Source organism: Burkholderia sp. BCC0322 (genome assembly GCF_902833045.1).
Classification (GTDB): domain Bacteria; phylum Pseudomonadota; class Gammaproteobacteria; order Burkholderiales; family Burkholderiaceae; genus Burkholderia.
Genome location: NZ_CADFDU010000001.1, coordinates 694,370 through 708,353 on the forward strand (window position 1 = coordinate 694,370; position 13,984 = coordinate 708,353).

Annotated in this window: 11 protein-coding genes; 9 read left to right on the forward strand and 2 right to left on the reverse strand. The window is 66.5% G+C overall.

Going from position 1 to position 13,984, the window contains the following annotated elements:
- The first annotated feature begins 11 nt into the window (after positions 1 to 11).
- The 5 genes from copC to HWX39_RS03285 all read left to right on the forward strand — a co-directional run bounded on the left by copC (position 12) and on the right by HWX39_RS03285 (position 6,407).
- Positions 12 to 392, forward strand: a complete 381-nt coding sequence (gene copC / locus HWX39_RS03265; protein ID WP_175965536.1) for a copper homeostasis periplasmic binding protein CopC — start codon at positions 12 to 14, stop codon at positions 390 to 392.
- Positions 389 to 1,330, forward strand: a complete 942-nt coding sequence (locus HWX39_RS03270) for a CopD family protein (protein WP_175965537.1) — start codon at positions 389 to 391, stop codon at positions 1,328 to 1,330. Before copC ends, HWX39_RS03270 begins: the two co-directional genes overlap by 4 nt.
- A 220-nt stretch (positions 1,331 to 1,550) precedes the next feature.
- Positions 1,551 to 3,365 (forward strand): ExeM/NucH family extracellular endonuclease, encoded by a 1,815-nt coding sequence (locus HWX39_RS03275; protein ID WP_175965538.1) that lies wholly within the window; start codon positions 1,551 to 1,553, stop codon positions 3,363 to 3,365.
- A gap of 712 nt (positions 3,366 to 4,077) precedes the next feature.
- The gene (locus HWX39_RS03280; RefSeq protein ID WP_175965539.1) at positions 4,078 to 5,922 is read left to right on the forward strand and encodes a peptidase S10; all 1,845 of its coding nucleotides are present in this window, start codon (positions 4,078 to 4,080) and stop codon (positions 5,920 to 5,922) included.
- A 92-nt stretch (positions 5,923 to 6,014) separates the two neighbouring features.
- Positions 6,015 to 6,407 carry a 2-oxoglutarate dehydrogenase gene (locus HWX39_RS03285; protein WP_244134887.1) on the forward strand — a complete coding sequence of 131 codons (393 nt, stop codon included), beginning with the start codon at positions 6,015 to 6,017 and terminating at the stop codon, positions 6,405 to 6,407.
- A 63-nt stretch (positions 6,408 to 6,470) separates the two neighbouring features.
- On the opposite strand, the gene HWX39_RS03290 is transcribed toward HWX39_RS03285, so the two are convergent.
- A complete protein-coding gene (locus HWX39_RS03290) occupies positions 6,471 to 7,481 on the reverse strand; it encodes a helix-turn-helix domain-containing protein (protein WP_175965541.1) in 1,011 nt (336 codons plus the stop codon).
- Positions 7,482 to 7,690: 209 nt separating this feature from the next.
- Between HWX39_RS03290 and HWX39_RS03295 the strand changes: the two genes are divergently transcribed.
- The gene (locus HWX39_RS03295; RefSeq protein WP_244134888.1) at positions 7,691 to 8,695 is read left to right on the forward strand and encodes a DJ-1/PfpI family protein; all 1,005 of its coding nucleotides are present in this window, start codon (positions 7,691 to 7,693) and stop codon (positions 8,693 to 8,695) included.
- Between the two features lie 16 nt (positions 8,696 to 8,711).
- Here the strand turns inward: HWX39_RS03295 and HWX39_RS03300 are convergent, their stop codons facing one another.
- Entirely contained in the window at positions 8,712 to 10,202 is a 1,491-nt protein-coding gene (locus HWX39_RS03300) for an aminotransferase class V-fold PLP-dependent enzyme (RefSeq protein ID WP_175965543.1), read from the reverse strand.
- A 199-nt stretch (positions 10,203 to 10,401) separates the two neighbouring features.
- Between HWX39_RS03300 and HWX39_RS03305 the strand changes: the two genes are divergently transcribed.
- The 3 genes from HWX39_RS03305 (at position 10,402) to HWX39_RS03315 (ending at position 13,876) form a co-directional block, all read left to right on the forward strand.
- On the forward strand, positions 10,402 to 11,016 hold the full coding sequence (locus HWX39_RS03305; RefSeq protein ID WP_175965544.1) for an NIPSNAP family protein: 615 nt from the start codon (positions 10,402 to 10,404) through the stop codon (positions 11,014 to 11,016).
- A gap of 527 nt (positions 11,017 to 11,543) precedes the next feature.
- Complete coding sequence (locus HWX39_RS03310; protein ID WP_175965545.1) at positions 11,544 to 12,797, forward strand: MFS transporter; 1,254 nt, start codon at positions 11,544 to 11,546, stop codon at positions 12,795 to 12,797.
- Between the two features lie 149 nt (positions 12,798 to 12,946).
- On the forward strand, positions 12,947 to 13,876 hold the full coding sequence (locus tag HWX39_RS03315; RefSeq protein ID WP_175965546.1) for a LysR family transcriptional regulator: 930 nt from the start codon (positions 12,947 to 12,949) through the stop codon (positions 13,874 to 13,876).
- Positions 13,877 to 13,984 lie beyond the last annotated feature (108 nt).

The window sequence follows — 13,984 nt, forward strand, 5'->3', positions numbered from 1 at the left end:
GGAGCGTGACCATGAAGATAACGAACCTCACGCGACTGGCCGCGATCGTCTCGACCGGTGCGATTCTCGCCGCCGCACCGATCGCGGCCTCGGCGCACGGCAGGCTGGAAAGCGCAGCACCGGCGACAGGAAGCACGGTCGACACCGCGCCCGACACGTTGCGGCTCACCTTCAACGAAGACCTCGAACCGGCGTTCAGCTCGGTGAAGGTATCGGATGCGAACGGCAACGCCGTCACGCAGGAAAAGGCGAAGGTCGATGCGGCGAACCCGCGCGTGATGACCGTCGCGATGCCGAAGCTCGCGCCCGGCGCGTACACGGTGCAGTGGGCGGCGATGACGGCCGATGCGCATCGCACGAAGGGCACCTATACGTTCAGGGTGAAGGGGTGAACGACGGCTTCGTCGGCCTCCTGCGGCTCGTGTCGGTCGCGATCCAGAACGCCGGGTTTGCCGTCATCGTCGGCGCGCTGCTCGGCAGCCACTGGCTCGCGCGCGGCGCGTCGGCGTGGCAGCACGGCATCGGGCGGCGGCTCGTCGCGACGCTGCGCATCGCGTCCGTCATATCGCTGGCCGCGAGCATCACCGCGTTCTGGGCGCATTGCGCGCTGATGAGCGAGGTGTCGTTGCTCGACGTGGGGCCGGCTGTGTGCGCAATGCTCGCGGGCACCGGGTTCGGTCACGCGTGGCTGGCCGGCGCGGTGTTCATGGCGGTGGTCGTGGCGCTGTCGTTTCTCACGCATGCGAACGTCATGCGCTCGCGATTGGCGATATGGGCCGCGCTTACCAGCGTCGCGCTCGCACGAAGCAATGGCGGCCATCCGGTGGATGCCGGGCTGTTCAGCGTGCCGGTGTGGATCGACTGGCTGCATCTGCTGGCGATTAGCGCGTGGGTCGGGCTCGTGCTCGTGACGGCATTCGGCGTGATGCCGAGGTTCGCCGCGATGCCCGCGAGCGAACGCATGACAGGCGCGTCGTTCGTGCAGTCGCTTTCCGATGCATCGACCTGCGCATTGATCGTGTTGTTCGCGACCGGCGCGTACAACGGCTGGCGCGGCGTCGATACGCCCGCCAACCTGCTCGCGTCGACGTACGGGCAGATCCTGCTGCTGAAGCTCGCGCTCGTGCTGATCGCGGCGGCACTTGGCGGACACAACCGCTTCCTCGGGATGCCGAATCTGTTGGCGGCGCTGAAAGATCCGGCAGCCTCGATGCCGGTCGGGTTGTTGCAACGATTCGGCACAGTGTTGCGGATCGAGGCAGTGGTGCTCGGCGGCGTGCTGATGGTTGCGGCGGTTCTCGTGTCGAGCGCGCTGCCTGGCACGGTGTAGCGAGACGGCGCGACGCCGCAGTGGAGAGGGCACGCGGGGCAATCGTCACGAGCATGGCTGGATTTCATCAGACGATTTCCCCGCTTTTTCAGGCGTAAACGCACGGTAGCTGCGATCGCACCACGATAAAAATAGTTACATCTACCTGTCTTTCGATTACCAAAAGCTGTCATTGAGCGCCGCTAAGCTTTCGCCACCCTCACAACCGGGATTCCCCGTCATGCGCTCGACAATCCGCCTCATTACTCCGCTATTGCTGCTCCCGACGCTCGCCGCGCCGGTTTTCGCGGCCGCCGCCGCGCCCGTCAGTCCGAACTGCGGCGGCAGCGCGACGCCGATCGCCGATATCCAGGGGCCGGGCGCGCCGTCGCCGCTCGCCGGCCAGAACGTGTCGATCGAAGCCGTCGTCACCGCCGATTTCGGCGGCACGGACGGCTTCGGCGGCTTCTTCGTCCAGCAGGCCGACGCGCAGCGCCGCAACCAGCCGGGCGTGTCCGAGGGGCTGTTCGTCTACGCGCCGAAGGTGCGTGCGAAAGCGGGCGACCTCGTGCACGTGACGGGCAAGGTCGAGGAGAAATACGGCCAGACGCAGCTCACGCAGTCGGGCGCGATCGCGGTGTGCGCGAACGGCCAGACGGTCAGGCCCGCGACGCTCACGCTGCCGGTCGACAGCCCGAACGCGTTCGCCGCGTATGAAGGCATGCTCGTGCGCCTGCCGCAGACGCTGAACGTCACCGACAACTACGAACTCGGCCGCTACGGCAGCGTGATGCTCAGCAACGGCCGCCTGCGCACGCCGACGAGCGTCGTGCCGCCCGCGCAGGCGCAGACGCAGATCGATGCGAACGCACGCAATCGCCTGATCCTCGACGACGGCTCGAACAAGCAGAACCCCGCCACGGTGCCGTACCCGGCGCCGGGCCTGTCGGCCGCGAACACGCTGCGTGCGGGCTACACGGTGCGCGACATCGAAGGCGTGCTCGAAGTGCGTTACGGCGCATGGCGCGTGCAGCCGCTGCCGGGCGCCGCCGTGCCGGCATTCGAAGCGCGCACGAACCCGCGCACCCCCGCACCGGCACGCGATCCGAAATCGAATCTGCGCGTGGCGTCGTTCAACGTCCTGAACTACTTCAACGGCAACGGTCTCGGCGGCGGCTTCGACGATCCGAACAACCGCGGTGCGAAGAACTTCCAGGAATTCCAGCGCCAGGAAGCGAAGATCGTCAGCGCGCTGAAGGCGATCGACGCCGACGTGATCGGCCTGATGGAAATCCAGAACAACGGCTACGGCGAACTGAGCGCGGTGCGCCAGCTCGCGGCGAAGCTCGGCAACCACTGGCGCGTCGTCGATCCGGGCGTGCCGCGCCTCGGCGGCGATGCGATCACGGTCGCGATGATCTACGACAGCCGCAAGGTCGAGCCGGTCGGCCGCGCGGCCACGCTCGCGATCGACGACAAGAACCGCCAGCCGCTCGCGCAGTCGTTCCGGCTGATCCGTGGCAACAAGCAGTCGCTGACGGTCGCGGTCAACCACCTGAAGTCGAAGAACTGCCCGGACGCCGCGAACGACGATCTCGACCAGGGTGACGGCCAGGGCTGCTGGAACCCGACGCGCACGCGCGCGGCGGCCAAGCTGGCCGACTGGCTCGCCGGCAACCCGACGGGCGTCGCGGGGCAGGGCGTGCTGCTGATCGGCGACTTCAACAGCTACACGTACGAAGACCCGATCCGCACGCTGGAATCGCGCGGTTACCGCAACCTCGTCGCGCGCTGGATCGGCGCGAATGCGTACAGCTACGTGTACAACGGCGAAGCCGGCTATCTCGATCACGCGCTCGCGACGTTGCCGCTCGCGTCGCACGTGAAGGCCGTGCACGAATGGCACATCAACGCGGACGAGCCGGTCGCGCTGCAGTACACGCTCGCGTACAAGTCGGCGGAGCAGCAGAAGACGTTCTACGCGCCGGATGCGTATCGTTCGTCGGATCACGATCCGGTGCTGATCGATATCGCGCTGCCGGGCGGCGGGAAGTGATGGCGGATTGAACGCGGGTGGGGCGCGGCGTGCGGCGCGGCTGCACGCCGCGTTTCATCCCGGCCGCACCGGCCGGCCGGATTGCGGGTAAATAATTCCGCTGAAATTCTCATGAATCAGTGAAATCGGTATTTTATGGATGGCGTGATGCGGATAAGTGCATCATTTGAAAAATCGTTGAAGCGACTCGAATCATCGAGTGACGGCTCATGCGTGATGTCGTGCTGAATTAATCGATCGCCGATAATTAAAATGAAAGAATAATTCCGGCGATCTGAAGGCTTTCGAGGCGCGATGCCGGTGCCAGTAAAGGATTGCCGGTCGTGCGTTAAAAGCCGCCGATTCGGCGGATTATTGTCGATAAAGCGTGCAATGCACGAATATTCCCGCTTTCTTTCAATTGCCAGACACTGTCGGCCGTTAGCATCATTGCGGGATTTTTAATATCCGAATGATCTTTGACAACGCGGCGCAGCACCGCCTATTTTTGTGTTGTCGTAAATTTGGGTCATATAAAAGTTGTCCAAACTGCAGGGGGCGTCCGAGCACCATTCTCGCCGGCAGTTTGCTGTGTCTGTATCAAGTTCAGTCTCTTAGAAGTCCAATCCCCAACCGCCGACTGCCGACCGTGCAACGCGAGTGGCGGGTCGGTCTGCGCGTTTCGCAGGCGTTGGCGGCCTTTGTGATGCGGTATCCGAACCAAAGGACAGAGATGAAACCAGACAGGAACTGTACCGGCAGCCGCCGTGGCCGTCACGGCCGGTTGGCCGGGCTAGGTGCATTGACCGTCATGACCTTGGCGCTCGCGGCATGCGGCGGCGACGATTCGTCGTCCGTCGGTGCGTCGAGCCTCGCGCAGGCCACCGCCAGCCAGCAGGCCAGCGCGCAACAGGCGGCCGGCCAGACGCCGGCCAACCAGCCGTACGTCGACCCGGTCGCGTATTCGATGAATGCGACCGACGGCCTCGCCCCCGGGCAGGTGTCCGAGAAAACGGCCGTCATGCATTACCAGTGGAAAAACGGCGGCACGACCGTCAACTACACGACGACCACCGGCCACCTGACCGCGCAGGACGCGAACGGCAATCCGGAAGCGTCGATGTCGTATGTCGCCTACACCGCGCCGAGCACGAACGGCAAGCCGCGCCCCGTCACGTTCGTCTATAACGGCGGCCCCGGCTCGTCGTCGATCTGGCTGCGGCTCGGCTCGTTCGCGCCGACCCGCGTGGCCACGCCCGATCCGCTGTTCGGCAGCAACTGGCCGAACTATCCGCTCGTCGACAACGCCGAAAGCCTGATCGACACCACCGACCTCGTGTTCATCGACCCGCCCGGCACCGGGCTGTCGGAAGCCGTGTTGCCGAACACCAACCAGAAGTACTGGGGTTCCGATGCGGACGTGAACATCATGCGCGACTTCATCCAGCGCTACCTGAACGTCAACAGCCGCGGCACGTCGCCGATCTACCTGTACGGCGAATCGTACGGCACGCCGCGCACCGACATGCTGGCGCTCGCGCTCGAATCGGCCGGCGTGCACCTGACGGGCATCGTGCTGCAGTCGGCGATCCTGAATTACTTCGCGGATGCGGTGGAAGCGGTGGCGATCACGCAGTCGACGGAGGGGCTGCTGCTCGAAACCGATACCGTGGCCGGCTACCTGCCGGGCTATGCGGCGGTCGCGGCGTACTTCAACCAGGTTTCCCCGGCGCCGGTGAACCAGGATCTGTACGCACTGCAGACGGAACTGTTCACGACGCTGATCTACAACCAGCTGCAGAAGTATTCGCAGTCGTGGGTGTTGAGCCAGCTCGGCATTCCGGATGCGCTCGGCACGCCGGTGTTCCCGAGCGATGCGACGCTCAAGCTGTGGTCGATCCCGTCGAGCCTCACGCAACAGGCGCTGCGCGGCTACTTCAACGCGAATCCGTTCGGCACGAGCTTGCTGCCCGGGACGACGATCGGCCGGTATGACGGACGCGTGTCGTTGCCGAACGCCGATCCGCGGCTGCAGAACGACGGCGACCCGTCCGACATCCTGATTTCGCAGCCGTTCACGAACGCGCTCGCGACGCAGATGCCGGATTACCTCGGCTACACCGCGCCGAACGCGACGTACCTGCCGCTGAACGACAACATCATCGGCGTCTGGGACTTCACGCACGACGGCCAGCCGATGCCCGACACGATCCCCGATCTGCTCGGTGCGCTGCAGCTCAACCCGAAGCTTCGCGTGCTCGCGGAGAATGGCTTCCACGATCTCGCGACGCCGTTCTTCAACACCGAGAAGCAACTCGCGCGGCTGCAGACGGTGAAGGGCCTGAATCCGAAGCTGCAGGTGAACTTCTTCCAGGGCGGCCACATGATCTACCTGGATGACGTCGCCCGGCCGCAGATGAAGCGGGACCTGAAGACGTTCTACAAGGGCGCGCGGATTCCGACGGCGCTGACGCTGCATACGCTGCCGCCGCCGTGGCCGGATGAAAACCCGCCGAGCGTACCGACCGGCAGCGTCCCGGGCGCAACGGCCGCGACGACGCTGGCGGCGGCCCCTTGAGCGACCGTGAACGACGGACTCCTTGTCAAAGGAACCCTCTATTCATCCATTGAATGCGAGTGATCATGTCCCTAATCAATTTGATGCGGCGTATGTCTTCGTTGATCGTCCTCGGTGCCGTGATGAGCAGTGCCTATGCGTTGCCGCCGCAGGCGGTGGCGCCGGTGAAGCTGCCGCACGGCGGGCGCGGTGTCGACGGTCCGTTCTTTCCTGCCACGAAAGCGGCGCCGGTGTTGCCGTCGACCGGCGCGACGCTGCAGCAGCAGGCGCAGCAGCGTGTCGACGCGCGGCTCGGCGCCAATACGGTGCTGAGCAACGGCGCGGCCGTGACGAAGGCGCAGGCGCAGAGCAACGGCCTCGGCTTCGTGTCGAAGCATTTCGACGAAATCGATACGAAGCACACCGGCCGCGTGACGATGAGCGATGTGCGGCAGTTCATCCAGCAGCGGCAGGTGCAGGCGCAGCAGGAACAGCAGGACGAGTGACGTAGCAGGCAGGGCGGCGGCCGGTGCGGGATGATTCGCACCGGCCGCCGGAAGGTGAACGCCCTATTCCATCCGCTGCTTGTCGCGTCGCTGTCCGAAGCGTGCGCGATAGTCGCGCGGCGATACGCCGACCTGCTTCGCGAACGCACGCTGCAACGCGTCGACACTTCCGAAACCCGAGCGCTCGGCGATGCGTTCGAGCGGCCAGTCGGCCCGCTCGAGCAGCGCCTTCGCGCGCTCGATGCGTGCCGCCAGGACGAACTGCGCGGGCGATCGTCCGGTCTCCTTGAGAAAATGACGCGCAAACGTGCGTTCGCTCATGTGCATCCGTGCGGCCAGCGCGGCGACGCCGAGATCGCCGGTCGGATCGTCGGCGATCTCGGTGAGCAGCGCGCGCATCCGCGGTGTCGCGTCGGCCAGCGTGCCGAGTCCGACGCTGAATTGCGCTTGCCCGCCGGGACGGTGCATGAACAGCACGAGTTCGCGCGCGACGGCGACGGCGGTCGGCGCACCGCAGTCCGCCTCGACGAGCGCAAGACACAGGTCGATGCCGGCCGTCACGCCGGCCGACGTATGGAAGGGCGGATCGCTGACGTAGATCGCGTCGGGCTCGACGCAAACGTCAGGGCACAGCGCCTGCAGCGTCGAACACTGGTTCCAGTGCGTAGTCGCGCGCCGGCCGTCCAGCCAGCCGCCCGCGGCGAGCACGAATGCGCCGGTGCAGATGCTTGCGATGCGCCGTGTGCCCGCGAGCCGCGTACGCAGCCACGGCAGCACGCCGGCGTCGGACGCCGCGTGTCGCAGCGCCGTTTCGCTGCCGCCGGCGACGATGATCGTATCGATCCGGCCGGGCAGTGCCGCGAGCGCCGTCGTGCCGGCGAGCCGCAAGCCCGCGTGCGTGACGATGTCGTCGCCGTCCTGCGATGCGAGCGTCAGCCGATACGGCGTCGCGTGATCCGGCCGGTAGCGGTTCGCGATCGCGAATACCTCCATCGGGCCGGTGATGTCGAGCGACTGGACGCCTTCGAAGCCGATCACGACGATGTCGCGTACCGGTTGCAGGGGCTGGGGCATGGCGGAAAGTGCGGTGGAGTTGTCCTTGTGACCGCGAGCATGATCCTTGTAATTTCCCGGGCATGCAATCGAATGACGCGGGGTGGACGATGCGGGAACGAACGGGACGGCGTGCAGGACGCGCGTGGATGGCGCTGCTTGCGTGCATGTTGCTTGGCATGTGGGCATGGCCGGCGCAGACGGCCTGCGCCGCGGCGACAGGCGCACCGATGCCGACGCCGATGCCGACGCTGATGACGGCCGCGCCGAAGGACGGCCGCTCGCGCCCGCTCGTGGCGATCGTGGCGGACAACGCAGGCACGGAGACGACCGATTTCGTCATCCCTTACTCGATCCTGAAGGCGTCCGGCGCGGTGGATGTCGTCGCCGTGTCGACGGATGCGGGGGCCGTCGAACTGATGCCCGCGCTGCGCGTGCTGGCCGACGCGACCTTCGAACGATTCGATGCCGCAACGCCGGCGGGAGCCGACGTGGTGATCGTGCCCGCGCTGCACCGCGCGGACAGCCCGGCCGTATTGGCATGGCTGCGCAAGCAGGCGGCCGGCGGCGCGACGATGGTCGCGATCTGCGATGGCGCGGAGGTGCTCGCGAACGCGGGCCTGCTGCGCCATCGTGCCGCGACGTCTCACTGGTATTCGCGCGACGGCCTGCGCCGCCGCTTTGCCGATACGACCTGGATCGACGATCGCCGCTATGTGATGGACGGCAACGTGATGACGACGAGCGGCGTGTCGGCGTCGCTGCCTGCGTCGCTTGCCTTGCTGAGCGCGCTGGCCGGGCTCGAGGCAGCGCGCGAGACCGCGCGGCGCATCGGTGTGCAGGCCTGGAGCGATCGTCACGACGGAAGCCGGTTCGCGCTGAGCGCGCGCACCGTGATGTCTGCGCTGGCGAATCGAGTGGCGTTCTGGCGGCACGAGACGTTCGATCTGCCGGTCGAGCGCGGTTTCGACGAACTGCCCGTGGCGCTGACGGCCGATGCATGGGCGCGGACATGGCGCGGCGACGTCGTCGTGACGGCAGACGCGCGCGAGATCGTTTCGAAGCACGGGCTGCGGCTACTGGCGCAGCCGGCGGGCGTCGGTCACGCGCCCATCGTCATTCCGGAAGGGCGGCGCGGCGATGCGGTGCTGCCCGGCGTGCTCGAGGACATCGCATCACGCTACGGTGGCGCGACGTCCGATTGGGTGGCGTTGCTGCTGGAGTATCCGCGTTAGCGGCGCCGTGCCGGGTTCAGGCCGAGGCCAGTGCCGTACGCCGGGCGCACAGGCGATTCCACAGCATGCCGGAGCGGCTGCCGCTGCGGCAGTACGCGAGCACCGGCTTCGGCAGCGTGTCGACCACTTCACCGAATGCATCGATCTGCGCATCGCCGATGCCATCGCGCTCCACCGGCAGATAGCGCGCTTCGAGGCCCAGCTCGCGGGCCGCCGCGGCGATGTCATCGAACGCCGGATGGTCGTCGCCTTCGCCGTCCGGCCGGTTGCAGATCACCGAGCGGAAGCCGGCATTGCGGATCGCCTTCAGGTCGGCCGGCGTGATCTGCCGTGAAGCGGAGAACCCGTTCGCCGCCGTCGCGCGACACTGTTCGATCGCGTGGCGGAAACAGGCGATCGCGAAGTCGACGTCCTGCTCCGTCGTGAAGCGGCCGAAGCTCACGCGCACGGTGCGGCCTGCCGCTTCCGCATCGAGGCCGATCGCGGTCAGCACGTGGGACGGTGCGCCGCTGGTCGAGTTGCACGCGGACGTCGACGATACGGCGAGCGCGTCGCCGAGCATGAACGGGAAGAAGCCCGGCGCGTTCACCGTCAGGCTCAGCGTGTGCGGAATGCGGCGCGCGGTGGCCGAGTTCTGCGTGACGTCGCCGAGCGTGACCAGCGCGTCCGTCAGGCGGGCGCCGAGCGCCGCGATCCGGGCGGCTTCGCCGTCGAGCTTTTCAGCGGCCAGTTCGCATGCAACGCCCATGCCGACGATCTGGTGGGTGGCGAGCGTGCCCGAGCGCAACCCGCGCTCATGCCCGCCGCCGTGAATCTGAGGGGCGATCCGGCTCGCGATGTCGCGGCGCACGAACAGCGCGCCGATGCCCTTCGGGCCGTACACCTTGTGCGCGGACATCGACAGCATGTCGATGCCGAGCGCGCGCACGTCGATCGGCGTCTTGCCGAGCGCCTGCGCGGCGTCGACGTGGAGCAGCGCGCCCGCGTCATGCACGATGCGCGAGATTGCGCCAATATCGGTCAGCGTGCCGAGCTCGTTGTTCACGAGCATCAGCGACACGAGGCCCGTGTCGGGGCCGATCGCGGCAGCGACCGCGTCGGCGGTGATCTCGCCGTCGCGCGTGGGCGTCAGGAACGTGACCGACGCGCCATGCTTAGACAGGTTCGCCATCGTGTCGAGAATGGCCTTGTGCTCGATGCGGCTCGTGATCAGGTGCCGCTTGCCGGTCGCGTGTTCCGCATAGCCCTTCAGCGCGAGGTTGTTCGATTCGGTGGCGCCCGAGGTCCAGACGATCTCGTCGGCATCCGCGCCGATCAGCGCGGCGACTTGCGCACGTGCCTGCTCGACCTTGTCTTTCGCCAGCCGGCCGGCGGCATGCGAGCTCGATGCGGGGTTGCCGAAGATGCCGTCGAAGCCGAGGCAGGCCGTCATCGCGTCGATCACGCGCGGATCGGCGGGCGTCGTGGCGGCGTAGTCGAGGTAGTGCAGCGTGGTGGTGTCGCTCATGTCCGTCTCTTGCTCGTTTCTTTCGGAATGGAAGAAATGATACGGGGGGCAGGCGGGAAAAAGGATCCAAAGTGGGCTGTCGATTCAGCTTGATATGGAATAACGTTTTATCTGATTGTGGATTGGGGGAATTTATTTTTCTTGTGGCTAGCGGGTGCGATTTGCGTGTCCGCAGCCCATTTTGCGAGGGATGGTCGAGATGCAGTATGAACTGACGACGTTGTCGTGTTTGCTGCTGGCGCAGGATGCCGTTTCCGCCGGTGTGCATCGATGGGTATCGGATCCGGGGGCTGGGGGGCGTCTCCTCGGCGCATGGCGTTCGGAAATCGGCGAGTTGGGGCAGATCGTCGTGTTGCGAGGCTTCGACGATGTCGGCGAACTGCAGCAGGAGCGCCGTCGTGCGTTGATGAGCGGCGGGCCGTTCAATATCGACGGTGACGACGTCGGTCTCAACATGGAAACCTACGAGCTGTTTCCGTTCCTGCCCGAGATCGAGCCGTCGACACTCGGCAGGTTCTACGAATTTCGCCGCTATTGGCTCAAGCCGGCCGGGATCGCGCCGACGATCGCCGCGTGGGAGCAGGCAGTCGGCCCAGCCGAAGCCTATACGTCGCATCTCGTCGCGAACATGTACGCGATCGATGGCCCGCCTCGCATTGCCCATATCTGGGGGTTCTCGAGCCTGGAGGAGCGCATGGCATTGCGGGCGCGCCACTATGCCGAAGGGCTTTGGCCACCCAAGGGCGGACCGCAGCAGATCGAGCGGGCCACGTCGACGATTTGCCTGCCGGAAGCGTGGTCTCCGCTGTGTTGAATTTTCAATGAATCGCCGATGAGGCCGCCCCGCCCCGCCCCGTGCTGCCGAGGGCAGCACGATGCGAAGGCAACTGGCCGTATCAACCACCCCGAAACGGCTGGCTTGCCGCGTTTCTTCGCTGAACCGCGGCAAGCACCGGGGCGTGCTCGAATGGCGGTACGCCGTGTTCACGCAGGCGAAATGCCGATGCCTCGATGTCTATGAGGGATTCCCCCGTGACACGCGAACGTGTGCTGCTTCAACGCCGCTTTCGTTCGCTCCGCGCTTCTCCGTCGATGCTTTCCGCGCACCGCCCGCGATTATTTGCGTTTCGCGAATGGCGCGTTCGCCGGTTGTTCGATACCCGATTGGCGCCCTTGCACCTATCGTGGTGACGTCGGCTGCTTGAACGCAATGCAACGCGTCGCACCCGCACCGCGGCCGGCACTTCCCCGCGACTCGCGTCGCACACAAAAGACATCGGACCTGGCTCGTGCGCTCGCGCTGCGGCGCGCGCAGGCGAAGCCGTGTCCACGGAGACGGACATGAAAGCAAACGAGTGGGATACCTCATACGAGTGGAAGGCGGTCACGCTGCTGGCGCTCGGCTTCGGGCTGGTCGGCCTCGACCGCTGGCTGATCGCGCCGCTGTTCCCTTCGATCATGAAGGACCTCAACCTGAACGCGCAGGACGTCGGCAACTGTATCGGCGTGCTCGGCCTGTCGTGGGGCATCTTCGCGGCGCTGATGGGCGGCATCTCCGACAGGATCGGCCGCCGGAAGGTGCTGATTCCGGCCATCATCGCGTTCTCGCTGCTGTCGGGCTTCTCGGGGCTCGCGGGCGGCCTGCTCGGGCTGATCGCGATTCGCGGCCTGATGGGCGTCGCGGAGGGCTCGTTCTGCCCGACGAGCTTTGCCGCGACGGCCGACGCGTCCCATCCGCGGCGGCGCGGGCTGAACCTTGGCCTGCAGCAAAGCGGTTTCGCGCTGTTCGGGCTCGCACTGTCGCCGATCATCGCGACGCAGCTGCTCGGGTTCGTGTCGTGGCGCTGGGTCTTTGCGCTCGTCGCCGTTCCCGGCCTGATCCTCGGCGCGATCATGTTCGTCGTCATCCGTGAGCCGAAGGTCACGAAGGCCGTCGCGTCGGAGCATGCGCCGGCGTCGCTCGGCCATGTGCTCAGGAGCCGCAACATCCTCGTCGCGATGGCCGCCCTGTGCTGCGCGATGACGGGCGTATTCGTGCTCGGCGCGCTGCTGCCGCTGTACCTGACCGGCTATCTGGCGCTCGGCACGCAGAAGATGGGCCTCGTCGTGTCGGCGATCGGCTTCGGCGGTTTTCTCGGGCAGTTCGGGTTGCCTGGGCTGTCCGACCTCGTCGGCCGTCGTCTTGCGAGCATCGTCGGCTTCGCGGGGACGGCCGTGATGCTCTACCTCTTCCGTGGCCTCGGCCCGCAACCGCTCGCGCTGTTCGGGGTCCTGTTCGTCGCGTCGTTCTTCACGCTCGGGCTGGTGTCGCTGCTGTCCGGCCCCGTGGCGACCGAGGCTGCGCCCGTCGGGCTCGTGTCGACGTCGATCGGCGTGGTGGTCGGTGTCGGCGAGATTTTCGGCGGCGGCATCGCGCCGGCGATGGGCGGCTACGTCGCTGCACACTTTGGCATCCAGAACATTCTGTGGCTGCCGATGGTCGCGGTGCTGCTGGGCATCGCGGTCAGCCTGCTGTTGAAGGAAACCGCGCCGGCCGTGCTGCAGCGCCGCGCGGCCGTGCAGCCGGCGCTGGCGGCGGGCGAGCAGCAGCGTTAAGGCCCGCGCGCGACGGTCGGCGCAGGCGTGGGCCGGCGCCGCCGCCGCCGATTGACATCCATTGCGTGACACAGTGACGCCTTTCGCATGACCCAGCCCGTGATCCGCACGGGTAGACTGCCGGTTTCGCTGTCGAAAAAGGGCGCGGTATGGACCGGTTTCTGAGCATCGAGGCATTCGTCAGGGTGGCGGAGGCGAGCAGCTTCGCCGAGGCGGCGCGGCAGCTTGGCGTGACCAGCTCCGTCGTGACGAATCGCATCCAGCAGCTCGAGAAGTTCGTCAACGCGCCGCTGTTCCATCGCAGCACGCGCCACGTGCGCCTGTCCGAAACGGGCGAGGCGTTCTATCGCGAGTGCGCGGAGGTGGTGGGGCGCGTCAACGAGCTGACGGACCAGATGCGCGAGCTTCGCGCGACACCGACCGGGCGGCTGCGGATCCAGATGCTGCCCGGTTTCGCGCTCGATCACTTCGGCGCGCCGCTGATGGAATTCAACCGGCGCTACCCGGGCATCCAGCTCGACGTCATCGTCAATGACCGTGTCGTGGACCCGGTCGAAGAAGGGTTCGACATCGCGTTCCAGATATTTCCGCCCATTTCCGAATCGCTGATCGAACGGCGGCTGTTCACCGTCAGGCGCCTCTTTTGCGCGTCGCCCGCGTACCTCGACGCGCATGGTGCGCCACAACATCCGCGCGACCTCCTGCACCACACCACCGCGCTGTATTCGGGCTATCCGTCGCGCAACCGCTGGACGATGACGCGCGGCGACGAGGTCGTCGAAATGGAGTTGCCCGGCATGATCCGCTCGAACTCCGTGCACCTGCTGCGCGAGTACGCGCTGTCCGGCGGCGGTGTCGTGTGCCTGCCGACCCTCGTGGCGAGCGAAGCGCTCGTCGCCGGCCGGCTGGTGCCCATCCTCACCGACTTCCAGCTCGCGCCGCTGAGCTTTGCCGCGGTGTATCCCGCCACGCAGCGACAGGCGCTGAAGGTGAAGGCGCTGGTCGAATTCCTCGCGGAAGCCATCGGCGACGAACCGCCGTGGGATCTTCCCCTTCTGGCGCGTGGCTGGGTGCGTTGAGCCGCGCGGATTATTCGCGAAACGCAAATGCCGTAGTCGCCGTCCCGTGCCTTGTTGCGGGGGGGCCTTGCCCCTAGAGTTGAATCCAACAAGCGGTTCAACTCAGGA